This is a genomic window from Achromobacter sp. NFACC18-2 (assembly GCF_900108985.1).
GTDB lineage: Bacteria > Pseudomonadota > Gammaproteobacteria > Burkholderiales > Burkholderiaceae_B > Achromobacter.
This window is the reverse complement of record NZ_FNYM01000025.1, coordinates 40,716-63,183: the sequence shown is the minus strand read 5'-3', so window position 1 is coordinate 63,183 and position 22,468 is coordinate 40,716. Positions and strand designations below refer to the sequence as shown.

Sequence of the window (22,468 nt, the reverse complement as noted above, 5' to 3'; positions counted from 1 at the left end):
TGGCGCGCGGCATCAGCGGGCCAGACGGGGGTTGAAGGCATCGTTCGCGGCATCGCCCAACAGATTGAGCGCGAGCACGGTGGCGACGATGGACAGGCCGGGCAGCGCGGCCAGATACCAGGCGGTGCGCAACATGTCGCGCGCGTCGCCGATCATGCTGCCCCACGACACGACGTTGGGATCGCCCAGGCTCATGAAAGACAGCGCCGATTCCATCAGGATGGCGTTGGCGACCAGCACGGAGGTGGTCACGATGATGGGCGGCAGGGCATTGGGCAGGATCTCCGCCAGCACGATGCGCGCGTGTCCATAGCCTTGCGCGCGCGCCGCCTGCACGAATTCGGCATGGACCAGCGACCGGAACTCCGCGCGCACGAGCCGGGCCACCACGGGCCAGGACGATACGCCGATCGCCAGCGCGATCACGGGCACCGAGGGTTGGGCGATCGCCACGAGCACGATCACCAGCAAGAAGGAGGGAATGGTCTGGAACAGCTCAGTGAGCCGCATCAGCAGGCGGTCCGCCCAGCCGCCGTAGTAGCCAGCCGCGGCGCCGACGATCACCCCGATACCCAACGACAGCGCCGCGGCGGCAAGGCCCACCAGCAATGACACGCGCGCCCCGTGCGCCAGGCCGGCGGCGACATCGCGCCCCATGGTGTCCGTGCCCAACGGAAAGGCCGGCTCCTGACCGGGCCAGGCCAGCGGCGCACCGACCATGTCGAGCGGATCATCCGGAAACAGCCAGGGCGCGCTCAACGCCGCGCAGGTCACGATCGCGAGCAGTGCGAGTCCGGCCAGGGCCGCGGGATTGGTGAAGAAGCGGCCGAGCGCGGTGGCGCGCGGGGCTGGGACGTGGGAAAGCGTGGTGGTCGTCATGCGATTCGGGAAGTCAGGAGATGCGGCGCGTCAGCGGGTGCGCACGCGGGGATCGAGCGCGGCCTGGGCCAGGTCGACCACGATGTTCGCGATGATCACGAGCAGCGAAGAAAGAATGAGGATGCCCATCAGGACCACGTAGTCGCGCGCCATCACCGACTCGTATGCAAGCCGTCCCAGCCCGGGCCAGCTGAAGACCGTCTCGACCACGACCGCGCCGCCGAGCAGCGTGCCGAAGTTCAGGCCGGCGACGGTGAGCACGGGCATCAGCGCATTACGCAGCACATGGCGCAACGTGACCTGCAACGGCGCCACACCCTTGGCGCGCGCGGTGCGCACGAAATCCTGGCGGCTTACCTCCAGCATGGCCGCGCGCGTCAGGCGCGCGAAGATCGCGACGTAGAAGCCGGCGAGCGCCAGCGTCGGCAGCACCAGATGGCGCGCGACGTCCAGCAGGCGGTCGAGCCCGTGCGTGTCGGCGCCCAACGTGCCGACGCCGCCCGGCGGCAGCCAGCCCAGCTGCACCGAAAGCAGGATGATCGCCATGAGGCCCAGCCAGAAGCCGGGCGTCGAATACAGCAGCAACGCCGCGAGCGACAGTAGCCGGTCGGGCCAGCGGCCGACGAACGAGGCCATCACGGCGCCGAGCGCGATGCCCGCCAGCAGGGCTGTCCCAAGCGCCGCGCTCATGAGCAGGGCAGTGTTGCCGAGCCGGCTGGCGATCAGGTCCACGACCGGCGTGTTGTAGCGCGGAGAAAGTCCCAGATCGAGGCGGGCCAGATGGTGCAGATAGTTGCCCAGTTGCTGCAGCACCGGCAGGTCGAGCCCGAAATGCTTGCGGGTGGCGGCCATGCTGTCGGCGGTGGCCGAACCGGATTCCGCGGCGATCACGTCGGCCGCATCGCCGGGCACCGCCTGCATCAGGAAAAAGCTCAAGAGGATCACGCCCGCCACCGTGGGCAGTGCGTGCAGGATGGTGCGGGCGGTGGTGCGCGCGAGAGCGGGCAGGCGGGAGACGAGGGCGGGGGCGCGAAGGAAGGGCATGGCGGTCTGCGACGTGGGATGGCCGATCGTAGGGGAGGGCAAGGCGCGCCGGCTACGAAGCAAAGCGCATATGCAAAGTCGAAATCCTTGGGCGGCCCGGCCTCATATCCATAGTTGAAAGCCTTCTTTGCCGGCGCGCGCCGCGGCCCGCACCATGAGCTCACTTTCCGGCTGGCGACACGCCGCCTTTCTTTCTGATGAAGGTGAAGTCCACATGGCTCGACACAACTTCCAACACCGCTTCCAGCGAAAGGCCCGCCGTCATGCGCTGCGCGCCGGCGCCGCCCTTGGCCTGCTGGTGAGCATGGGCCTCGCTCACGCCGACGCCACGCAAGACAAGATCCGCGAGCGCGGCAAGGTGACCATCGGGGTGCTCGCCAACGGCGGCGTGTTCGGTTCGCTCGACCCGGCCACGCAGCAGTTGGTGGGCTGGAATCCCGAACTGGCGCGCAAGCTGGGCGAAGGCCTGGGCGTGCCCGTGGAGCTTGTGCAGGTGCAGACGCCGACCCGCGTGCAGTTCCTGATCTCCGGCAAGGTGGACCTGCTGATCGCCTCGATGGAACTCAACCCGGAGCGGGCAGAGATCCTGGGCTACGCGCCCACGCCGTTCTACCGGGTGGGCGGCGCGGCAGCCACACGCAAGAACAGCGGCGTGACCCGCTGGGAAGACCTGCGCGGCAAGCCGGTGTGCGTGTCGCAGGGCTCCAGCTACGCCAAGCCGCTCGCTGCCGACTACGGCGCGGACGTGAAGGGCTACAAAACCTCGTCGGATTCGCTGCTCGCGCTCAAGGGCGGCCTGTGCGTGGCCGCGGTTCACGATTCCACCCTGATTCATCCGCTCTTGAAGAACAACGCCGAATGGGCCGACTTCCATGCGCCCATCGCGACGGATGTGCTGCCGGCGAACTCGGTGGTCTGGACGCGCAAGGGCGAGGCCGAGACCATCGTCGCGGTCGACAAGGTCATCCAGGACTGGCATCGCACCGGTTGGCTGATCCAGACGGAGAAGCGCCTGGGCATCACGCCGCCGCAGCCGCTGTTGCAGGAGCTGCACGACAAGGCCGGGAAGGGGGGCGGAGCATGACGCAGCGTGCGACTCGTCGTTCTGGCTGGGCCATCGCATTGGCCGCCGCCGTCGCGCTGCTCGGCCTGGCCACGCAGGCCCGCGCCGATGCCACCCTCGACAAGGTGCGACAGCGCGGCAAGCTGGTCGTGGGCGTGGATGGCGCGAGCCCGCCGTTTGGCGTGCTGGACCCCGCCACGGGCAAGATCGGCGGATTTCAGGCGGAACTTGGCGCCGATATCGCTCGCCGCCTGGGCGTGGCACTGGAGACCGTCCCGGTCACGGCGTCCACGCGCGTGCAGTTTCTGCAGGCCGGCAAGGTCGATCTGCTGATCGCCAACATCCAGTGGACCCAGGAGCGCAGCGAGATCCTGAGCTACGCGTCCACGCCTTACAACCTGGTGGGCGGGGCGGCCATGGTGTCCAGAAAGAGCGGGATCAAGCGCTGGGAAGATCTGCGCGGCAAAGTGGCCTGCGTGTCGCAAGGCAGCAACTTCGCCAAGCCCCTGCAGGAAACCTACGGCGCGGTGGTCAAGGGGTTGCGCAACATTCCGGAATCGTTGCTCGCGCTCAAGGGGGGAACCTGCGACGCCTCCGTGCATATCCAGCCTGCGCTCTACGAGACCCTGCATGGCAAGAGCGCGTCGGAGTGGACGGCATTCGAGCTTGCCACGTCGGTCCCGCTGATTCCGTCTCCCACGGTGATCTGGACGCGCCGCGGCGAGGCCGACACGCGCGCCTTCGTCGATGGCGTGATCCGCGACTGGCATCAGACCGGCCGTCTGGTCGCCGAGGCCGAGAAGTGGAACGTACCTGCCGATTACCTGCGGCAGTCGCAGCAACGGGCGCAACGCGGCGAGTTCGACGCCGCGCCGCCGGAGCCGGCGACGCCCTGAATCTCCGCTTTCCGCACGCCATCTCCAGGAGTCCTCATGACCGCCAGCCTGTTTCCCGCCTTGCTCTCGCAACGCGCCCGCGCCGCGGAAGTCTCGCCCATCGCCGCCGCCAGCGCCCAGGCCGCGCGCCTGCGCGCCGAAGGCCGATCCATCGTCACGCTCACCGCCGGCGAACCCGATTTCGACACGCCGGCCGCGATCAAGCAGGCTGCCGTGGCCGCGTTGCAGGACGGCCAGACCAAGTACACCCCCACCGCGGGCACCTGGGCGCTGCGCGAGGCGATCGCGCGGGGCTACGAGGCGCGCCACGATCTGCGTGTCGACGCGCGCGATGTGTTGGTCTCGAATGGCGGCAAGCAGGTGATCTACCTGGCCTTCAATGCCACGCTGGATGCCGGCGACGAGGTGATCGTGCCCGCGCCGTACTGGCCGACGTTCCCCGACAGCGTGCGTGTCAACGGTGGCACGCCCGTCATCGTGCCCACGCGGGCGGAGGACGGGTTCAAGATCACGCCTTCCGCGTTGCGCCAGGCGCTCACGCCCCGGACCCGCTGGCTGGTGTTGAACTCGCCCGCGAATCCCACCGGCGCGGTCTACCGCGCGGCCGAGCTCGCCGCGCTGGCCGCGGTCCTGCGCCAGCATCCCGACGTGCTGGTGCTGTGGGACGAGCTTTACGAAGAAGTATGGATCGGCGAGCCGCCCGCGCACTGGCTGGCCGTCGCGCCCGATTTCCAGGGGCGCACCTTGCTGGTGAACGGCGTTTCGAAGGCCTATGCGATGACGGGATGGCGCATCGGCTGGGGCACGGGGCCCGCGGGCCTGATCGCCGCGCTCGAGGCCGTGCAGTCGCAAGTGTCGTCGGGCCCCAGCGCGATCGGGCAGGCCGCCGCGCTCGCGGCGCTCGAGGGCGCCGCGGACGGCTTTGTGGAAGAGGCGCGCGCCGCGTACGCGCGGCGGGCCCGCCTGATCGGCCAAGGCCTGTCCGCCGTGCCCGGGCTGCAGGTGCATGCCCCGGCAGGATCATTTTTTGCCTGGATCGGCGTCCAGGGCCTGATCGGCGCCATTCGTCCCGATGGCCGCGCCATCGACGACGACGGCGGCTTTGTGGACTGGCTGCTCGACGCCGAGGGCGTGGCGGTGGTGCGCGGCGCCGCCTACGGCCTGTCGCCCTACTTCCGCCTGTCGTTCGCCACCTCTGATGCCCAGCTTGAACTGGCCGTCGAGCGGATCGCGCGCGCCGTGAAGGCCTTGCGGGCTGCGCCCGCGGTGCCGCGGACGGCGAAGGAGACGGCATGACGCACAGCCTGCTTGAAGGCTGGGTGGCGTTCGCCCGGCCGCTCGGCCTGAATTACGCCTTCGTCCTGGATGCCGGCGAACGCGCGGCGTTCGTGCGCGGGTTGTGGGTCACGCTGCAACTGTGCGCGGCGTCCATCCCGGTGAGCCTGCTGTTCGGCGTGCTCATCGCGGCCGGGCTGACCAGTGGACGAGCCTGGCTCACGCGACCGCTCGCGGCCTTCGTGGAACTCACGCGGAATACGCCCACGCTGGTTCAGCTTTACTGTGCGTTCCTCGTCCTCAATATGCTGATCTCGCAAAAGCTGGAGGGTGGAAACCCCATTACGCCCTTCATGTGGGTCGTTCTGGTGGTGTCGTTGCACAAGGCCGTGTTCCATGCCGAAGCGCTGCGCGCGGGCATCGAGGCGGTGCCGGGTGTCACGCTTGAAGCGGCCCGCTCGCTGGCGTTCTCGCGCGTCGAGATCCTGTGGCGCGTGCAATTGCCTCTGGCGCTGCGTTTTGCCTTGCCCGCCCTCGTGAACAATCTGGTGGATCTGGTCAAGATGACGGCCATCGCATCGGCGATCGCCGTGGGCGACGTGACCTATGAGTCGATCATGATCTGGTCGCAGCGCGACAACGTGCTCGAGCTCTTGTTGTTGATCCTGCTGTACTTCGGCCTGCTGACCTGGCTCGTGAGCGTGGCCGGCCGCTGGCTCGAAAGCCGTCTGAGGATGCCCGGCTATGGCCAATGACACGACCCTCAAGCTGGGCCGCGCCGGGCAGGCACCGGGCGCGCGGACGCGGGTGCGCGGCGTATTGCGCGGCGTATGGCGCGATCCTTGGTTCATCGTGCTGCTGTTGCTGGCCGTGCCGGCGTTGTACTGGCGGGTGTCCGGCACCACGCCGGTCGCCGTCGAAAGGCTCTGGTACTGGTGGCCGGCGTTGATGCGCGGGTTGGGCATGAATGTGCAGATCAGCCTGCTCGCCATGGCCATGGGCACCCTGCTCGGGCTGGTGGTGGGCGCGATCTCGCTCTCGCCGCTCGCGCCGCTGCGCGCGTTGACGCGCGCCTATGTGCTCGTGTTCCGCAATGCGCCGATCCTGGTGCTGGTGTACTTCACCACCTACGTGTTTCCGTTCGAGGTTCCGGTGGCGCATTGGGTGCTGCCGTTTCCGGACTGGATCAAGGTGGTGATCGGGCTGGCGCTGCCGGCCTCGGCGAACGTGGCCGAGATCTTTCGCGGCGCGGTGCAGTCCATTCCGGCCGCGCAGTGGGAGGCGGCTCATTCGCTGGGCTTCGCCCGCACGCAGATCTTCCGCACGGTGATCCTGCCGCAATGCCTGCGCCGGATGCTGCCGCCCTGGATGAATCTCTACGCCAGCATCACGATGAGCACCGCGCTCGCTTCGCTGGTGGGCGTGCATGACCTGGTCGACACCGCCACGGTGGCAAGCAATACCGTGGCCCGGACCGACTTCACCATCCTTATCTATTTCACGCTGTTGGCGCTTTTTTTCGCCTACTGCTATCCCATTTCGCGCCTGACGCGCTACCTGGAGCGGCGCTATGCCCGACACTGATTCTCTGGTCCGCCTGTCCGACGTGCACCTGTCGTTCGGCGACACACCGGTCTTGAAAGGGATCGACATCAACGTGCGGCAGGGAGAGGCGGTGTCCATCATCGGCCCCTCGGGTTCCGGCAAGTCGACGATCCTGCGCTGCATCACGGGTTTGTTGCGCCCGCAACAGGGCGGGATTCATGTCGGCGACGTCGATGTGCAGGCGCTGCGCCGTGAGCGTGACCTGATCGCGCTGCGCAAGCGGGTCGGCTTTGTTTTCCAGCAGTACAACCTGTTTCCGCACATGAGCGTGCTGGAGAACCTCGTCGCCGCGCCCATCAAGGTGGGCGGCGTGCCGCGCGGCGTGGCGCGGGACCGGGCACGAGCACTCCTGGCGCGTGTGCACATGGAACACAAGACCGATGCCTACCCCGGCGAACTGTCCGGCGGGCAGCAGCAGCGCGTGGCCATCGCCCGCGCGCTGGCGCTAGAGCCCGAACTCATCCTGTTCGACGAAGTGACGTCGGCGCTGGACCCCGAGATGGTGGGCGAGGTGCTCACCGTGATCCGCGATCTCGTCGACGATGGCATGACTTGCGTACTTGTCACGCACGAGATGCGATTCGCCGAAGAGGTGAGCGACACCGTGTACTTCACCGAAGCCGGCCGCATCGTGGAGTCCGGCCGGCCGGACCAGCTCTTTGGCGCGCCGCGCAGCGAGCGCACGCGTGCCTTCCTGCAGCGCGCCGCCGGCGGGGCCCCGGCGCGGCGTCGCGCCGATCCGTTCGACGCATTGCTTTCCTTCGATCCCCTGCGGCTGGCGGTCTGACGGCCCGGTGCCGGCGCCCGCCATACGTTTCCACCAGGACCTCACATGACAGAGAACTTTCCCCGTTCCGCGGCGCCCACGCACAGCGATGCGCGCTTGAGCCACGATCCCGCTTCCCATGGCGACGCCGATCTGCGCACGCGGTTGATCCATGCCGGTTCGCCGGCGCTGCGCGACGGCTCGGGTCCGGTCAACGTGCCGGTCGTACGCACCAGCACGGTCCGTTTCGCGGACAGCGCCGCCCAACATCGGCTGCAGGCGCAGCGCGGCGCCGGCGACCGGGTGGCGACTTACGGCCGCCATGGCCTGGATACCCATGCGGCGCTTGAATCCGCCATCACGACGCTCGAGGGCGGCTACCGCACGCTGCTGGCGCCGTCCGGGCTCTCGGCCATCACGCTCGTGTTCCTGGCCCTGCTCAAGCCCGGCGATCATGCGCTGGTGAGCGACAGCGTGTACGCGCCAGTGCGCAAGGTGGACCAGGTGCTGCTTGCGCGGCAGGGCATCACGGTGGAGTACTTCACGCCCGGCCGCGATGCGCTTGCCGGCGCGCTGCGGCCCCAGACGCGGCTGGTGTACCTGGAGTCGCCGGGATCCTTGCTCTACGAGGTGCTGGACCTGCCGGCGCTGGCGGCCCAGGCCCGCGAACGCGACGTGGTCGTGGCGGTCGACAATACCTGGGGCGCGGGCCTGTATCACCAGCCGCTCGCCCTGGGGGCGAACCTCTCGATCCAGGCGGCGACCAAGTACCTCGCCGGCCACTCCGATGTCATGATGGGCTCGGTCACGGCCGACAGCGCCGACCTGTTCGGCCGCATCGCGGCCACGCATGATGCGCTGGGACTGTCCGTGGGCGCGGACGACGCGTATCTCACTTTGCGCGGCATCCGCACGCTGGACGTGCGGCTCTCGCGCCATCAGGTCAATGCGACCGACGTGGCCCATCACCTGGCGCAGCATCCGGACGTCGCGCAGGTGTTCTATCCGCCGCTGCCTCAGGATCCGGGGCATGCGCTCTGGCGACGCGATTTCAGCGGCGCCAATGGCCTGTTGACGTTCTCGTTCGCGCAGCGCGATCCGCGCGCGGCGAGCGTGTTCGTGGATGCGCTGCGCTACTTTTCAATCGGCGCGTCGTGGGGCGGATACGAGAGCCTGGCGCTCGAGGCCGCGCCGCAGCGCCTGGCCGAGCACACGGGCTGGGCGGGCGGGCGCAGCGCGGTGCGCCTGCACGTGGGCCTGGAGCATCCGGCCGACCTGATCGCCGACCTCGAGCAGGCGTTCGCGGCGGTGCGCGAGCGCCTGCGCCTGAGCGCCTGAGCGCACGGGCCGACCCCGGCCCGGCGCTATATGCAAAGACGGCCCCGTCCTTAAGCCTCGCGCTCATGTAGACACGATTACTTCCTCTTTGTTTTTCATGGGGGTGCGTGCCTATCATGTGCCTGGTTCAGCAGCAGGAATCCAGGCATGTCCTCCATTTTGTCCATCGAGTCCGTCCAGCTCTCGTTTCTCGCCCGGCAGGCCGGCGCGATACGCGAGTTCTATCGCCACATCCTCGGGCTGAACGAGGTAAGCAGCGCGGGAGGCGCCCGCCTCGCCTTCGCGCTGGGCAATGCCACGCTTTCGTTGTCGCCGGTGTCCACCCTGACGCCGGGCGTGAAGGCGGACTACCTGGCCTTGCGCACCGACGCCTTTGACGCCGTGCGCGACCGCCTGCACGCGGCCGGCCATCATCCCGTCTGTTCGGCGGCGGACGCGCCGCAGCGCGTGATGTACGTGAAGGACCCCAGCGGCAACCAGCTTGCCTTGCTGGGTTGACGCCGCCACCCCGGATGACCTCCCCATGAATTTCCAGCAATTGCGCTCCGTGCGCGAAGCGGTGCGCCGCGATTTCAACCTGACCGACGTTTCCGAAAGCCTGCACACCTCGCAGCCGGGCGTGAGCCGCCAGATCCGCGAACTCGAGGAGGAGGTCGGCGTCGACATCTTCGTGCGATCGGGCAAGCGGCTGATCGGCCTGACCCCGCCGGGCGAACTGATCCTGCCGCTGGTGGAACAGATCCTGCAGGCGGCCGACAACATCCGTCAGGCTGGCGCGGAGTACGCAGGCGCGACCACCGGCGTGCTTTCCATCGCCGCCACGCACTCGCAGGCGCGCTATGCGCTGCCGCCGGTGATCAAGGAGTTTCGCGCGCGCTATCCGGAGGTCGTGCTGCATCTGCACCAGGGTTCGCCCAAGCAGGTTTCCGAGATGCTGCTCGAAGGCGAGGCCGATATCGGCGTGGCGACCGAAGCCGTGGCCGACTATCCCGGCCTCGTGAATCTGCCTTGCTACCGATGGACGCACAGCATCATCGTGCCGCCGCACCATCCGCTGGCCAACACGGTGGCGCCCACGCTATCGCAGCTTGCCGCCTATCCCATCATCACGTACGGCCACGGTTACACGGGGCGGGCCCATATCGACGAGGCGTTCGCCCGCGCGGGGATCACGCCGGACATCGTCATGACCGCGATGGACGCCGACGTGATCAAGACCTACGTCGAGCTGGAGATGGGGGTGGGCATCGTGGCCTCGGTGGCCTGGGATGCCGAGCGCGATACGCGCCTGACGGCCATCGACGCGCGTCATCTGTTCGAGATCAACCTCACCCGGCTTGCGGCGCGCCGCGGCGCCTGGCTGCGCGGCTACGCCTACCACTTCATCGAACTGTTCGTGCCCACGCTGACCCAGACCCTCGTCGAAAGCGCCCTGCGGGGCGAAGGGATAGGCGAGTAAGCGGGAATCCGGGCCCGCGCCTGTTGCGCGGCGCGGGCCCGGTCCTGCCTGCCCTCAACGCTTGGCCGGCGGATCGAGATACACGTCGGCCAGGTTCGATTCCACGCCATCGGCGGTCAGCGAATGATCGTGCACGCGCTGATTCGCGATCGTGATGAATTCGGGTTGGTAGAGGTTGAGGTCGGGCACCTCGCGCGCCACGATCTGCTGGAATTCGGTAAAGAGCGCGACGCGCTTGGCGGGATCGTTCTCGACAGCCGCCGCTTCGAGCAGCGCATCGACCTTCGGATTGTTGTAGTGCGTGCCGTTGGAGAAGGGCACGCCCTTGATGAAGTTCCTGGACCAGTACAGCCGCTGCACGCCGACCGTCGGATCGAAGAGATTGCTTGCACCGTTGGTCGTGAAAGCGAAGTCGCGATCGGTGTAGACGCGCTTGATGAAGGCCGACGCGTCCTGCGCGCGCACGTTCACGGCGATGCCCACGCGGCCGAGCGTCGTGCGCAGGTAGTCGGCCAGGCGCGCGCCGTCCGCGCCGATGGGGTTGAAATCCAGCGGCACCGAGAAGCGCACGTTGTTGGCGCCTCGCGGAAAGCCCGCTTCGTCGAGCAGCGCATTGGCGCGCTTCAGGTCGTAGGGGTAGGGGGTGGGCGTGGGATCGTTGTACGTCTTCAAGCCCGGCGCGATGGGCGAGTAGGCGACCTGGCCGACGCCATAGTTCACGACCTTCAGGATGACGTTGCGGTCGATCGCGTGCGCGACGGCCTGGCGCACCTTCTCGTTCTTGAAGTAGGGGTTGTCGAGGTTGAATTCGAGCCGGGTCACGTTGTAGGAGTAGCTGTTGCCCAGGGTCTCGAAGCGCAGGCTCGGCACCTTGCGCAGACGTTCCAGGTCTGCCAGCGGCACGGGCGTGCGGTAGCCGAGATCGGCGGTGCCCGTCTCGAAGGCGATCGCCGCGGCGGCGGGATCCGCGACCACGCGCACGATCAGCCGGTCGATGTAGGGCTTGGGCTTGTCCCAGTAGTCGGGATTGCGCTCGTACACGATGTGGCTGCCCCGGACCCATTCCTTGAACTTGAACGGCCCCGTGCCGATCGGGGCGGCGGTGGCCGGGTTGGTGAGCGGGTCGGTGCCCTCGTACACATGCCTTGGCACGATCGGCGTTTCGGTGGCCACGAACGCGCGGATCAGGTAGGGCGCGGGCTTGGACAGGCGCAGCACCACCGTATGGTCGTCGGGGGTCTCGATCGCGGTCACGTTGGCGAAAGTGTTGCGGCCGCGCGGGTGGATTTTCTTGAGCAGATTGAGCGAATACGCCACGTCGGCCGATGTGAAGGGTTTGCCGTCGTGCCAGCGCACGCCCTGGCGGAGCGTGAACGTGTAGACGGTCCCGTCCGGGCTGACGGTCCATGCGGTCGCCAGTTGCGGTTGGGGCGTCAGGTCGTAGTCGTACTTGAGCAGGCCTTCGGTAACCTTTGCGCTCACGCTCAGGATCGGCGTGGCGACGTTGCCCACGGTGACGAGCGCCGTGGGTTCCGAAGGCAGCAGCAAGGTCAGCGTGCCGCCTTGAGGCTTGGCCGATTCCTGGGCCAGGGCGGCGCCGGGAAGGGCGAGCGGCGCGGCGAGGGCCGTGGCGAGCGCGGCGGCAAGAAGGGTACGGCGAGAAAGTTTCATGGTGTGTAGGGGTGCGAAAGTCGATAGGGAGACGCCGCCGCGCGCGTCGCGGCGGCGGGCATTCAAGAGGCGAGATAGCTGCCGCGCGCTTGCTCGGCGCTGACCAGGCCGAGCCGCCGGTCGTCGTGCAGCAAGGCGGGATCGCGCGTGGCCGGATCGCCCAGGCCGCCGCCGCCCGGGGTTTCCACCACCAGCGTGTCGCCGGCGGGGATCAGCTGGCGGCCCTTGGCCCGCAGCGCCGCGCCCGACGCCAGCCCCAGCCGACCGGGCGCGCCGTCATGACCGCCCAGCGCGCCGCGCGCGGGATGGACGACGCGGTCAAAGGCGGCCGCGATGATCATGGCCGCGGCGGGGTCGGCGTGGCGGACCGCGATGGTCTGTCCCAGCCCGCCGCGCTGCGCGCCCGGTCCGCCCGAGTCGGTGCGGTACTCCTTGCGCTCGAACACGAGCGGATTGGCGGCCTCCAGGATCTCGATCGAAACGTTGCGTACGCCGCTCGGGTAGGACGTCACCGACAGACCGTCCTTGCCGGGCCGGGCGCCGGTTCCGCCCGTGGAAAAGCTCACGGCGTTGAAGCGTTGGCCCGCGATGAGCGCGTCGTTCTGGCCAGCGCTTGCCTCCGCGAGCGGCTCTCCGCCGACGAGATGCAGGTTCCACAGCGAGGAACTGCCCTCGGCCGGAACCTGGTCGGGCCGCGCCTGGCGCAGTGCGCCGAAGACCGCGTCAGGCAGCATCTGGCCGATGATGTGGCGCGCCGTCACGGCAGCCGGAAAGCGCGCGTTGAGAATGGAGCCCTCGGGCGCGCTCACCTGCACGACGGATAGCGATCCCGCGTTGTTCGGCACGTCGGGGCCGATCAGGCAGCGGATGCCGAAGGAGGTATAGGCGTCGGTATAGGCCTTCACCACATTGATGCCGCGCGCCACCTGCGGCGAGGTCCCGTCGAAATCCACCAGGATGCGGCCTGGCTCCACCGTGACGCGCGCGGCAAGATCGATCGGCGCGTCATAGCCGTCGATGGTAAGGCGATGGGACCAGCTGCCTTGCGGCCAGGCCGCGATGGCATGCAGCATGGCCGCACGCGATTGTTCGATGATGGTGTTGCCCAGCGCCTCCAGGTCGTCCAGCTCGAATTCGCGCAGCAGGTCCTTGAGCCGGCGCCCGCCGACTTCGTTGCAGGCGACCAGCGCGTAGAGGTCGCCTTCGACTTGCTCCGGCTCGCGCACGTTGGCGCGAATGATCGCGAATACGCCCGGATCGGCCTGATGGGCGTGAAACAGCTTCACGATGGGCAGGAACAGCCCTTCGTGATAGACCTCCAGGCCGTCGGCGCTGCTGCCGATGCCCCCGATGTCGATCACATGCAGCGTCGAGGCAAACAGCGCGACCAGGCGTGCGCCATGGAACACGGGGGACACCATGGTCATGTCGAACAGGTGGCCCGTGCCTTTCCAGGGATCATTCGTGAGCAGAACGTCGCCTTCGCGCAGGGTCTCGGCCGGGAACACGCGCAGGAAGTGCTTCACCGATTCGGCCATGGCGTTCACATGGCCTGGGGTGCCTGTCACGGCCTGCGCGATCATGCGGCCATCAGGCAGGAACACGCCGGCCGAGAGGTCGCCCGCTTCGCGCGTGGCGGTGCCGAAGGCCGAGCGGATCAACACCTGCGCCTGCTCTTCCACGACCGAGAGCAGCCGGTTCCAGGCAAGCTGATGACGGATGCGCGAGCGCGCGTCGGAGGATGGGGAAGTCGACGTCATGCCGTGGTCTCCAGAAGCGGGGTAGGCGTGGCGGGAACGCGTTGCTGATCTTGCAGCACGAGCGATCCCTGTGGGCTGCGATGGGCCACGAAGCCATCGGGCACGTGGGTCGTCGTCTCGTCTTCGACGACGAGCGCGGGCCCGCGCACGATCTGGTCGGGCGCGAGCGCGTTGCGTTCGTACACGGGCACGTCCCGCCAGCGCGCGGCAGCGAAGTCGTAGAGCGTGCGTTGGCCCGCCGGCGTCGCGGGCTTGGGGCCGGCCGCGTCGATCACGTCGGCCGCGATGGCCCGGCGCGTTCCCGCCTGCGCCGCGACCGACCAACTCACCGTTTCGGCCGGTACGTGCGGCAGGCTGCGGCCATAGATCTGGGCGTAGCGCTGCGCAAACTGTTCGCCCAGGGCGCGGGCGGCCGCCGCGTCGAAAGCGCCGGCGGCGAGGTCGATCGCGATCTCGTGACCCTGGCCGGCATACCGCATGTAGACCTGGCGCTTGATCGCGATGGGCTCGCCGGGCGCCGCGCGGCGCACCACGGCTTCCACCTGGGCCGTAAGTTCGTCCAGCAGCCGCGTGGCCAGCGGCAATTCGATGCGATCCAGGCGCTGGTGGAGACTGCGCACCGCCTGGTAGGCGATAGGCGCCCACAGGAAGCCGACGGCCGAGCCGACGCCCGCCGATTGCGGCACGATCACGGTGGCGATGCCGAGCTTGCGGGCGAGCTGCGCGGCGTGCAGCGGCGCGGCGCCGCCAAAGGCGATCAGCGTGTGCTCGTCGGCCGTCTTGCCCAGTTCGGTCGCATGTACGCGCGCCGCATTCGCCATGTTCTCGGTGACCACGTCGACCACCGCCTGAGCGGCTTCGGGGCCGGTCAATTGGGCGGGCCTCGCCAGGTGGGCCTGCACCGCGATTTTCGCCAGCGCCGGGTCCAGCGACACCTTGCCCACGGCGAAGCGTTCGGGGGTGATCGTGCCCAGCACGGCATGCGCGTCGGTCACCGTGGCATGCTGGCCGCCAAGACCGTATGCGGCCGGACCCGGGGTGGAGCCCGCGCTGTCCGGCCCGACCTGGATCACGCCCAGGTGATTGACCCGGGCGATCGAGCCGCCGCCCGCGCCGATTTCGATCATCTCGATCACGGGGATGCGGATCGGCAGGCCCGAGCCCTTCAGATGGCGGTGAACGCGGCCGAACTCGAAGCTGCGGCTGATCTGAGGCTGGTAGTTGTCGATATAGCAGATCTTGGCGGTGGTGCCGCCCATGTCGAAGGACAGCGCCCGCGCCGCGCCGATCTGCTCGGCGATGTGCTGGGCGAGGATGGCGCCGCCGGCCGGGCCGGATTCCACGAGCCGCACCGGTTCTTCCACCCCGGTGCGCAGGGTGGCGATGGCGCCGCCCGACGTCATCAGGAAGGGTTCGGCGCGCAATCCACGTTCACGCGCGGCGTCCTCGAAACGCCGCAGATAGCCTGACACCTGCGGCTGCACGTAAGCGTTGGCGCACACGGTGGACAGCCGGGGATATTCGCGGATCTCGGCGCACACATCGGAGGACAACGAGATCCACAGATCGGGCAGTTCGTCGCGCAGGATGTCGCGGATGCGGCGTTCGTGCGCGGGATGGGCGTAGCTGTGCAGCAGGCAGACGGCCACGCTCTCGATGCGATCGTCGCGCAGGCGCCCGGCCAGCGCGCGGACGGCGTCCTCGTCCAGCGGCGTCAGCACGCGGCCCTGGGCATCCACGCGTTCGGCCACGCCGTGACGCCAGTCGCGCGGGACGAGCGGCTGCGGTTTGTCCAGGAAGATGTCGTATTGCGCATACCTATCCTCCAGGCCGATTTCGACCAGGTCACGAAATCCGGCGGTGGTGATCAGGGCGGTGCGCGCGCCCTTGCGTTCGATGAGCGCATTGGTCGCGAGCGTGGTGCCCAGCACCAGGCGGTCGACGTCCGCCCAGGTGAGCGAGGCGGTGGCGAGCAGTTCGCCGATGCCTGCGAGTACCGCCTGTTCGGGTGCGGCCGGGGTCGTGAGCAACTTGGCGGAGTGGCGCACGTCGCCCCGTTCGAGCACGATGTCGGTGAAGGTGCCTCCGACGTCGACGGCCACCCGGATGGCGGCGCGCCGCGGTGCAGGCGCTTGAGGTTGTGCGGACATGGGGAATCCTGTTCGTGAAGTCCAGTGACGCCGCGAGCGTGTTGCTCGGACGATCGGGAAGGCCACGATGCTAGGCAGCCGCGCCGTTGCGGGGAACGTCGTTTTTCGCATGTGGTTATTCGGGGCGGGCAGGGCGGCATGCCGCATATGGATAGTCGGTTTTCTGCGTTGCCGCGGCCTCGCGGACCGACGTAGTCTGGTTGCCATCCCGCCCGTGGCGTCAGTCCGGGCTTGTACCGAAATGGAACCTTCATGACTCAACTGCCGCCCACCGCCAAGCTTGCCGTCCAGACCCAGCGGGCGCGCGCCGTCGCCGCCTTCATCGCCGGCGTGCGCGCCGTATTGCCCGATCCGGCTCGCGCCACGCCCAGTCAGTTGGAGGCCGCCGCCGCCTTGCTGCGCGGGCTGGCCGCGCGCACCGAACTATTCGACGCCAGCAGTTTCGCGCTGCATCCTGAGCGCCCGGGCACGATCTATCGCCTGGCCGAGGACACGGATGGCGCCTACGCGCTCTACCTGTCGCTGGGCGAAGCCGGCAAGGCGCAGCCGCCGCACGACCACACGACATGGGCCATCATCGCTGGCGTGCGGGGAGAAGAACGCAACGAGGTCTACGCGCGCACGCCGGGCGCCGAGCCGGGCCGCGACGTGCTCACGCACGTGCGGCGCGTCGACGTGGCACAGGGTTCGTCGATCGTGCTGCAGCCTGACGACGTGCACACGATCGAGCTGATCGGCAGCGCCGCCGGCGCGCACCTGCACTTCTACGGCCTGGCGCTGGACCGCCTGCCGGGCCGGGTGGTGTTCGAGAGCACCGCGGGCGGCGCCTATCGCACGTTCGGTCCACCGGCCGCGATTTTCCATGCCCGCGTGAGCGCGGACGAACTGGAGCGCGCGCTGCGCGGCACGGCCGAGATCGCCCTGCTGGACGTGCGGGAAGCGGGCCGCTATGCCGAGCGGCACATTCTCGAAGCCGCCAATGCCCCGCTTTGGCGCATCGAGCAGCGCATCGACCGGCTGGTCCCGCGGCGCGGCACGCGCATCGTGGTGGTGGACGAAGACGAATCGCTGGCCCACGAGGCGGCGGGCAAGCTTACCCGGCTGGGCTACACCGACGTGGCCGTGCTCGCGGGCGGCACGCGCGGCTGGGCAGCGGATGGCCGTGAAGTGTTCTGGGGCACCAACGTGCCCAGCAAGGCGTTCGGCGAGGTGATCGAGCACGAGAAGCACACGCCCTGGATCGACGTGGACGAACTGGCGGCGCGCGTCGCGGCCGGCGAGGACATCGTCGTCGTCGACAGCCGCACCCCCGAAGAGTTCAACCATTTCACCCTGCCGTTCTCGCACAGCCTGCCGGGCGCCGAGCTCGTCTATCGCATCGGCGAGCTTGCACCCGACCCGAAGACCTTCGTGGTCGTGAATTGCGCGGGCCGGACCCGTTCGATCGTGGGCGCGCAGACGCTCATCGACGCCGGCATTCCCAACAAGGTCGCGTCGCTCAAAAATGGCACGATGGAATGGCTGCTGTCCGGCCGTGAGCTCGCCTACGGGCGCCAGGCCGCATTGGCCGAGCCGGGGCCAGCCTCGCTCGCGCAAGCGCGCGAACGGGCGCGGGCCGTGATCGCGGCTGCCGGCGTGGACTACATCGATGCCGCGCGGCTGGCGGCGTTCGAGGCCGACGCCGCTGCTGGCGAGCGCAGCCTGTATCGCTTCGATGTGCGTACGCGGGAAGAATACGAGTCCGGCCACTTGCCGGGCTGGCGCTGGGCGCCGGGCGGTCAGCTCGTGCAGGCCACCGACGAATATGTGGGCACGCGCCGCGCGCGCGTGGTGCTGGCCGACCACGACGGCGTGCGCGCCTTGACCACGGCGGCCTGGCTGCGGCAACTGGGCGCGGTAGAGGTCTACCTGTTTGCCGCGCCGCTGGCGCCGCAGGCCGCAGCGCCGGGCGAGCCCGCCCGCAGCGTGACGCTCGAGAGCGGCGCCGAGCGCGTGCGCGTGCTGCGTCATCGCGACCCGGCACCGGTGGTGCGGGCGCCGGTGCTTGAGGCCTGGCTGGCGGCCGCGGACACCTTGGTGTACGACGTGGACCGCCGGCAGTCGTATGTGCGTGGCCACGTGCCGGGCGCCCGCTACGCCGCGCCCGACCGGCTACCCGCGCTGCTTGCCAGCGAGCGGGCGCGGCGTGTGGTGATCGTGTCAGAGGACGGCGTTCTGGCGCAAAGCGTGGCCGCCGAACTCCAGTGGCAACTGCGGCGCGACGCGCATGCGCCGGCCGTGCATGCGCTCCAAGGCGGCACCCGCGCATGGCAGGCCGCGGGCCTCGGGCTGGACAGCGGCGCGGCGGGGGTGCTGACGGGCGATGACGACCAGGACATCAGCCCGTATCTGCTGGACGATGTGGCCGCGCGCAATGCGGGATTCCGCGCCTACCTCGATTGGGAGCTGCAGCTCGTGGCCCAACTCGAACGCGCTGGCGCGCAGGACATCCGCCTGTGCGGGACGGCCCGATGAGCGCCGGGGCAGGCCAGGGGGTCAATGCGCGTATCGGCGCGGCCTGGGCGGCGCTGCGCCGCCGTGTTCGGCGTATCCGCCGGCGCGAATGGGTGAAGTGGGCGCGCCAACCGGTGTCGTGCTGGGCCGCCTTGCCTTTCGCCATTGGCCCTGTGCCATGGGCGGGCGCAGGCTGGCTGGAAGAGACCAGGAAGAAAGCCGCACCCCAGGATTTTTCGTGTCTGTCGATGTCGGCAGGCCACCACACCACGCGATCCCGTTGCGTTACAGGAGTTACGCATGGCCATTCAATCCATTAATGCCCGCAACCAGTTCCGCGGCAAGATCCGCGAGATCGTGCTCGGGTCCGTCGTTTCCGAGGTCGAGATCGACACGCCTGGGGGTATCGTCACCTCGGTGATCACGACGCGCTCCGTCAAAGAGCTGGACCTGCAAGTCGGCACCGAGGTGCTCGCCTTCGTGAAGGCCACGGAGGTATCCGTGGCCAAGCTCTGACGGATGGCTCGCCGCGTCCGGGCAGGCCGTTGCCTCCGCAACCGCCTGCCCGGGCTGCGCAATGGCGCGGCGCTGGTAACGATCAGACATCGGCCACCGGGTATGTTGACCAATGTCAATTTCCACGATGCCGGCTGGTCTACGCTGACTTCACCAAGCGCACCAACCCAGGCTGGTAGCTGCCGACTGTCGTCATTGGAGCCCGTCATGTCTGAATTCATTGAAGCCAACCTCGACACGTTGTACATCCTGGCCGAAAAGCGCGCGGAGAGCTATATGCGGACAGCGGAAACCCAGATCGATTCAATCTTCGGTGACGGCTACGCCAAGGCACATCCGGAATTGATGGCTGCATTCATGAAAGCCGCGTCCGACGAGTTCACGCGCACCGCCACCGCCAAAGTCCTCCAGAGTATCGGGTACGCGCTGGATGCGATGGCGGTCGCACTGCGCGGGCGCGGCTGACGATTTCGGCTCAACACGCAGGGGGCTTGGCCTTTGTCGAGCAACTTCCTGGGCGAAAGGGCGAAAACCATGCGCGGATTCTTCGTGAGCTTGTTCAGAACGCGGGTCGCCATCAGGGGGAACATTCGCCCCGCGATCAGCCTCGTCCTTTTCATGACGGTCGGGCTTGCCCTGCAGGGGTGCATAACCGCGCCGCCGCGCCTGCAAGCGGTTCCCCACGAAGTCGTCGATAAGGCTGAAATCCCCGGGATGCCTGGCGTGCGCTACTTTATCGCCGCCAGTGCGCCGGGGCTGGCCCAAGCGGGATACGAGGCGTTGAAAAGAGAACAGGCTTACCTTGCTCAGCAGGGACATACGGGCGCGCTGGGACCCGCGGTATTCCTTGCGATTTCCGGCGGCGGCGACAACGGCGCTTTCGCGGCGGGCTTGTTGAACGCATGGACCGAAACAGGAACCCGGCCGGAGTTCAAGCTGGTGACCGGTATCAGCACGGGCGCGCTCATTGCCCCGTTCGCTTTTTTGGGCAAGAAATACGACGCCACGCTAAAGCAGGTCTACACGATGACTTCTCCCAGCGACGTGCTGGAGAAGCGCAGCCTGCTGGGCGGCGTGTTGAGCGACGCGATGGCGGACAACCGGCCGCTCCTGGGCCTGACCCGAAAATTCGTCACCGACGAACTCCTCAAGGAGATCGCCGCCGAATACGCCAAGGGCCGCCTGCTCTTGATCGGCACGACGAACCTCGATTCAGGCCGTGGCGTCATCTGGGATATGGGCAAGATCGCAACGTACGGCGGTCCGGCGGCATTGGACCTGTTCGTGAAGGTCATGGTCGCCTCGACGTCGATTCCAGGGGCCTTTCCGCCAATGATGATCGACGTGGAAGCCGGTGGAGCGCGCTACCAGGAAATGCACGTCGATGGCGGCGTCGTGGCGCAGGTATTCGCCTACCCCGTCTCACTGCGCTTGGCGCAGGAGACCGCCATGATCGGCATCACGCGCGAACGCAAACTCTATATTGTCCGCAACGCACGACTCGATGCAGACTGGATGCAAGTGCAGCGCGCCACGATGAGCATCGCCGCTCGCGCGGTCGTGTCCATGATTCAAAGCCAGGGTATTGGCGACCTTTACCGCATTTACACGACGGCGCATCGCGATGATGTCGAGTTCAACCTGGCGTTCATTCCATCAAGCTTTCGGGCGCCGCATAAAGAAGAGTTCGACACGGAATACATGCGGTCGCTCTATGACACGGCGTACGAGATGGGCCTGAAGGGCTACCCGTGGTCGCATGTGCCGCCCGGGTTTGTATTGCCGACTGCGGCTACGGTGGGCAGATAGGGGCGGGCGATGCGCCGGGCCATGCGCTTGGACGCGCATGGGGACGCCGGCCGAACTTCATCGCCCACCATGCCTCAAGTGGATGAAACCGCACGCTTGAGCCCAGGCGGCTGCCACGTGCCTTCTCCCACAGGCAGGATCGAAGGCGGCGTCGTTTTTGGCCAATAGAGCCGCATCACCAGATAAACGGGTCCGTTCGGCGCCGGCAGCCAATTGGCCTGGTTGTCGCCGGCAGGGCTCTTGTTCTGGATGTAGATGGTTAGCGACCCGTCCGCATTGGTCTTCATGGCGGGAACCATGGGTGAATTGATCAGGTAGCGATTGATCGGGTTCTGAATCAGCAGTTGAGACTTGCCGTCATACATCGTCAGGGACCAGAACGAATTTACCGGGGGCAGATCTCCAGCGGGAAACGTCAGCGTGTAATCGTGTTTGCTGCAGTCGATTTCCTGCCCGTTGATATCCACGCGAGTAAAAGGATAAGTCGCCTCTTCCGGATCATTGCCATAAATGCCCGCTTGAGCCGCGACGGCGCGCTTCAGCCAATCGCCCGCATAGTGGGCGCTATCGCCCGGCAGACCGCTTACCCGCCAGCCATTGATGGCCTTTCCTGTATGGGCAACGGCTTCGTCAACCTTGCGCTGGCCTTCTTTCATGCCAAGCGCGATCTCCAGCTTTTTTTCCGGCGGCAAATCCCTGAAATGGAATGTCTTCCCGGGTCCGATGCCGATTCGCGCAAGCTGCGCGCGGATTTCCATCTCGTTCGATTGAGGGGGCGCGAACTGCAGCGCAAAATCGAGAAATTCGAAGAACTCGGTCTTGGCAAGCGCCTTGTCGATCTTGGGGAAGTTGACCGGTGTGGCGCGGGGCGGCGGTTGGTTCAGGTAGGTCGATAGCATCTGCACCTTGTATCCAGCCTGCACCTTCCTGATGTTGTCCAGATCGGACGGCCCGAAAAGTTGGGTGCGGTAGCCCGCCAGAGAGAACTGGGTGCTGGAACGGAAAACCTGCTTGATGCCTGCCGGCGTGCTGCCTGTCCAGTCGGGACCGACGACGAGGTAGTCACCGGCCTCGTTCCCGGTAGCGCGGGTGCCAATATAGCCATAGTTATAGGTATTGCCGTCGCACAGCATGACCGAGTAGTAGCGGTTCGCGTCAACCGCCGGCACCGACAGCACCACCGGTTCCGCTCGCAGATCCATCCAGACAAAGGAATAGGGCGTGTCGCTGTTTGGCGTGACGATCGCCGTGTCTTTGTAGGTGAAGACGTTGGGCTCGTTCTTGATCTGATTGAAAGGCGCCTTGAACTGCCCCGAATCGCGATCGACCGCGTACTCATACATGACCGCATAGTTCATCACGATAGGCAGGCCATAGATGAACCCCGCCTCGGCAATGTCCTTCGCTTCAAAGAAGCGCGGATCGTCCGCCCTGCTTTGCGCCTGACCAGAAGGGGAAAAAATCGTCGCACCAGTCAGCGCGGCAAGTGCGCTTGAGCCTAGAAAATCCCGCCTTGTGGTCATTGAACGCCTCATGAGATAGGGCGAGCTACCTGTGAGGCTCGCCATGGATTGAAGGTTGGACGATCATCACGTTGCGCAATTGAACGAGGGGCGACTGGGGTAGCCATCGCATCATGTGCCTGATGTCAGCTCGCCCAGATGCTTCGCCATTTGCCCGCGGGGTCTCCCCCGCGGTTTGCAAACGTGGCAACCAAGCTAAGGCTCAAATCCTGTGGGCCGCC

At 67.4% G+C, this 22,468-nt stretch carries 20 protein-coding genes; 13 read left to right on the top strand and 7 right to left on the bottom strand.

Annotated elements, in window-relative coordinates:
• Positions 1–12 precede the first annotated feature (12 nt).
• The 3 genes from BMW75_RS27575 to BMW75_RS29600 form a co-directional block, all read right to left on the bottom strand.
• On the bottom strand, positions 13–879 hold the full coding sequence (locus BMW75_RS27575) for an ABC transporter permease (protein WP_092582711.1): 867 nt from the start codon (positions 877–879) through the stop codon (positions 13–15).
• Positions 880–909: 30 nt separating this feature from the next.
• A complete protein-coding gene (locus BMW75_RS27570; protein WP_092582710.1) occupies positions 910–1,923 on the bottom strand; it encodes an ABC transporter permease in 1,014 nt (337 codons plus the stop codon).
• Between the two features lie 160 nt (positions 1,924–2,083).
• The gene (locus BMW75_RS29600) at positions 2,084–2,242 is read right to left on the bottom strand and encodes a hypothetical protein (protein WP_175493287.1); all 159 of its coding nucleotides are present in this window, start codon (positions 2,240–2,242) and stop codon (positions 2,084–2,086) included.
• On the opposite strand from BMW75_RS29600, the gene BMW75_RS27565 reads away from it, so the two are divergent.
• The 9 genes from BMW75_RS27565 to BMW75_RS27525 all read left to right on the top strand — a co-directional run bounded on the left by BMW75_RS27565 (position 2,228) and on the right by BMW75_RS27525 (position 10,325).
• Positions 2,228–3,007, top strand: coding sequence for a transporter substrate-binding domain-containing protein (locus BMW75_RS27565; protein ID WP_092582709.1), 780 nt, complete (start codon positions 2,228–2,230; stop codon positions 3,005–3,007). The genes BMW75_RS29600 and BMW75_RS27565 overlap by 15 nt on opposite strands.
• Positions 3,004–3,882 (top strand): transporter substrate-binding domain-containing protein, encoded by an 879-nt coding sequence (locus tag BMW75_RS27560; protein ID WP_092582708.1) that lies wholly within the window; start codon positions 3,004–3,006, stop codon positions 3,880–3,882. The genes BMW75_RS27565 and BMW75_RS27560 overlap by 4 nt, the downstream gene beginning before the upstream one ends.
• Before the next feature lie 36 nt (positions 3,883–3,918).
• Entirely contained in the window at positions 3,919–5,178 is a 1,260-nt protein-coding gene (locus tag BMW75_RS27555; protein ID WP_092582707.1) for an aminotransferase class I/II-fold pyridoxal phosphate-dependent enzyme, read from the top strand.
• Entirely contained in the window at positions 5,175–5,912 is a 738-nt protein-coding gene (locus tag BMW75_RS27550) for an amino acid ABC transporter permease (RefSeq protein WP_092582706.1), read from the top strand. The genes BMW75_RS27555 and BMW75_RS27550 overlap by 4 nt, the downstream gene beginning before the upstream one ends.
• Complete coding sequence (locus tag BMW75_RS27545) at positions 5,902–6,741, top strand: amino acid ABC transporter permease (protein WP_092582705.1); 840 nt, start codon at positions 5,902–5,904, stop codon at positions 6,739–6,741. Before BMW75_RS27550 ends, BMW75_RS27545 begins: the two co-directional genes overlap by 11 nt.
• Positions 6,728–7,549, top strand: coding sequence for an amino acid ABC transporter ATP-binding protein (locus BMW75_RS27540; protein WP_092582704.1), 822 nt, complete (start codon positions 6,728–6,730; stop codon positions 7,547–7,549). Before BMW75_RS27545 ends, BMW75_RS27540 begins: the two co-directional genes overlap by 14 nt.
• A 45-nt stretch (positions 7,550–7,594) precedes the next feature.
• Complete coding sequence (metC, locus tag BMW75_RS27535) at positions 7,595–8,866, top strand: cystathionine beta-lyase (protein WP_092582703.1); 1,272 nt, start codon at positions 7,595–7,597, stop codon at positions 8,864–8,866.
• Positions 8,867–9,013: 147 nt separating this feature from the next.
• Positions 9,014–9,364: a VOC family protein gene (locus tag BMW75_RS27530; protein WP_092582702.1), complete on the top strand. Its 351-nt coding sequence runs from the start codon at positions 9,014–9,016 to the stop codon at positions 9,362–9,364.
• A 25-nt stretch (positions 9,365–9,389) separates the two neighbouring features.
• Entirely contained in the window at positions 9,390–10,325 is a 936-nt protein-coding gene (locus BMW75_RS27525) for a CysB family HTH-type transcriptional regulator (RefSeq protein ID WP_092582701.1), read from the top strand.
• Between the two features lie 54 nt (positions 10,326–10,379).
• Here the strand turns inward: BMW75_RS27525 and BMW75_RS27520 are convergent, their stop codons facing one another.
• From BMW75_RS27520 to BMW75_RS27510, 3 genes are all read right to left on the bottom strand, one after another.
• Entirely contained in the window at positions 10,380–11,996 is a 1,617-nt protein-coding gene (locus BMW75_RS27520; RefSeq protein ID WP_092582700.1) for an ABC transporter substrate-binding protein, read from the bottom strand.
• 62 nt (positions 11,997–12,058) lie between these two features.
• Positions 12,059–13,756: a hydantoinase B/oxoprolinase family protein gene (locus BMW75_RS27515; RefSeq protein ID WP_092582699.1), complete on the bottom strand. Its 1,698-nt coding sequence runs from the start codon at positions 13,754–13,756 to the stop codon at positions 12,059–12,061.
• Positions 13,753–15,906: a hydantoinase/oxoprolinase family protein gene (locus tag BMW75_RS27510; RefSeq protein ID WP_092582698.1), complete on the bottom strand. Its 2,154-nt coding sequence runs from the start codon at positions 15,904–15,906 to the stop codon at positions 13,753–13,755. The genes BMW75_RS27515 and BMW75_RS27510 overlap by 4 nt, the downstream gene beginning before the upstream one ends.
• A 252-nt stretch (positions 15,907–16,158) precedes the next feature.
• On the opposite strand from BMW75_RS27510, the gene BMW75_RS27505 reads away from it, so the two are divergent.
• From BMW75_RS27505 to BMW75_RS27490, 4 genes are all read left to right on the top strand, one after another.
• Complete coding sequence (locus BMW75_RS27505; protein ID WP_092582697.1) at positions 16,159–18,420, top strand: rhodanese-like domain-containing protein; 2,262 nt, start codon at positions 16,159–16,161, stop codon at positions 18,418–18,420.
• A 279-nt stretch (positions 18,421–18,699) separates the two neighbouring features.
• Positions 18,700–18,915, top strand: coding sequence for a TOBE domain-containing protein (locus BMW75_RS27500; RefSeq protein ID WP_092582696.1), 216 nt, complete (start codon positions 18,700–18,702; stop codon positions 18,913–18,915).
• Positions 18,916–19,122: 207 nt separating this feature from the next.
• On the top strand, positions 19,123–19,380 hold the full coding sequence (locus BMW75_RS27495) for a hypothetical protein (protein WP_092582695.1): 258 nt from the start codon (positions 19,123–19,125) through the stop codon (positions 19,378–19,380).
• A 33-nt stretch (positions 19,381–19,413) separates the two neighbouring features.
• Positions 19,414–20,724, top strand: coding sequence for a patatin-like phospholipase family protein (locus BMW75_RS27490; protein WP_254792146.1), 1,311 nt, complete (start codon positions 19,414–19,416; stop codon positions 20,722–20,724).
• Positions 20,725–20,798: 74 nt separating this feature from the next.
• On the opposite strand, the gene BMW75_RS27485 is transcribed toward BMW75_RS27490, so the two are convergent.
• Positions 20,799–22,247 (bottom strand): DUF1254 domain-containing protein, encoded by a 1,449-nt coding sequence (locus BMW75_RS27485; protein WP_092582693.1) that lies wholly within the window; start codon positions 22,245–22,247, stop codon positions 20,799–20,801.
• Positions 22,248–22,468: the final 221 nt, after the last annotated feature.

What these genes read in the sequence shown, in the direction of transcription:
- BMW75_RS27540 (WP_092582704.1), top strand. Translation starts at nt 6,728, where the DNA reads ATGCCCGACACTGATTCTCTGGTCCGCCTGTCCGACGTGCACCTGTCG.
- BMW75_RS27485 (WP_092582693.1), bottom strand. Translation starts at nt 22,247, where the DNA reads ATGACCACAAGGCGGGATTTTCTAGGCTCAAGCGCACTTGCCGCGCTG.
- BMW75_RS27560 (WP_092582708.1), top strand. Translation starts at nt 3,004, where the DNA reads ATGACGCAGCGTGCGACTCGTCGTTCTGGCTGGGCCATCGCATTGGCC.
- BMW75_RS27550 (WP_092582706.1), top strand. Translation starts at nt 5,175, where the DNA reads ATGACGCACAGCCTGCTTGAAGGCTGGGTGGCGTTCGCCCGGCCGCTC.
- BMW75_RS27530 (WP_092582702.1), top strand. Translation starts at nt 9,014, where the DNA reads ATGTCCTCCATTTTGTCCATCGAGTCCGTCCAGCTCTCGTTTCTCGCC.
- BMW75_RS27520 (WP_092582700.1), bottom strand. Translation starts at nt 11,996, where the DNA reads ATGAAACTTTCTCGCCGTACCCTTCTTGCCGCCGCGCTCGCCACGGCC.
- BMW75_RS27510 (WP_092582698.1), bottom strand. Translation starts at nt 15,906, where the DNA reads ATGTCCGCACAACCTCAAGCGCCTGCACCGCGGCGCGCCGCCATCCGG.
- BMW75_RS27545 (WP_092582705.1), top strand. Translation starts at nt 5,902, where the DNA reads ATGGCCAATGACACGACCCTCAAGCTGGGCCGCGCCGGGCAGGCACCG.
- BMW75_RS27570 (WP_092582710.1), bottom strand. Translation starts at nt 1,923, where the DNA reads ATGCCCTTCCTTCGCGCCCCCGCCCTCGTCTCCCGCCTGCCCGCTCTC.
- metC (WP_092582703.1), top strand. Translation starts at nt 7,595, where the DNA reads ATGACAGAGAACTTTCCCCGTTCCGCGGCGCCCACGCACAGCGATGCG.
- BMW75_RS27575 (WP_092582711.1), bottom strand. Translation starts at nt 879, where the DNA reads ATGACGACCACCACGCTTTCCCACGTCCCAGCCCCGCGCGCCACCGCG.
- BMW75_RS27495 (WP_092582695.1), top strand. Translation starts at nt 19,123, where the DNA reads ATGTCTGAATTCATTGAAGCCAACCTCGACACGTTGTACATCCTGGCC.
- BMW75_RS27555 (WP_092582707.1), top strand. Translation starts at nt 3,919, where the DNA reads ATGACCGCCAGCCTGTTTCCCGCCTTGCTCTCGCAACGCGCCCGCGCC.
- BMW75_RS27525 (WP_092582701.1), top strand. Translation starts at nt 9,390, where the DNA reads ATGAATTTCCAGCAATTGCGCTCCGTGCGCGAAGCGGTGCGCCGCGAT.
- BMW75_RS27505 (WP_092582697.1), top strand. Translation starts at nt 16,159, where the DNA reads ATGACTCAACTGCCGCCCACCGCCAAGCTTGCCGTCCAGACCCAGCGG.
- BMW75_RS27565 (WP_092582709.1), top strand. Translation starts at nt 2,228, where the DNA reads ATGGGCCTCGCTCACGCCGACGCCACGCAAGACAAGATCCGCGAGCGC.
- BMW75_RS27500 (WP_092582696.1), top strand. Translation starts at nt 18,700, where the DNA reads ATGGCCATTCAATCCATTAATGCCCGCAACCAGTTCCGCGGCAAGATC.
- BMW75_RS27515 (WP_092582699.1), bottom strand. Translation starts at nt 13,756, where the DNA reads ATGACGTCGACTTCCCCATCCTCCGACGCGCGCTCGCGCATCCGTCAT.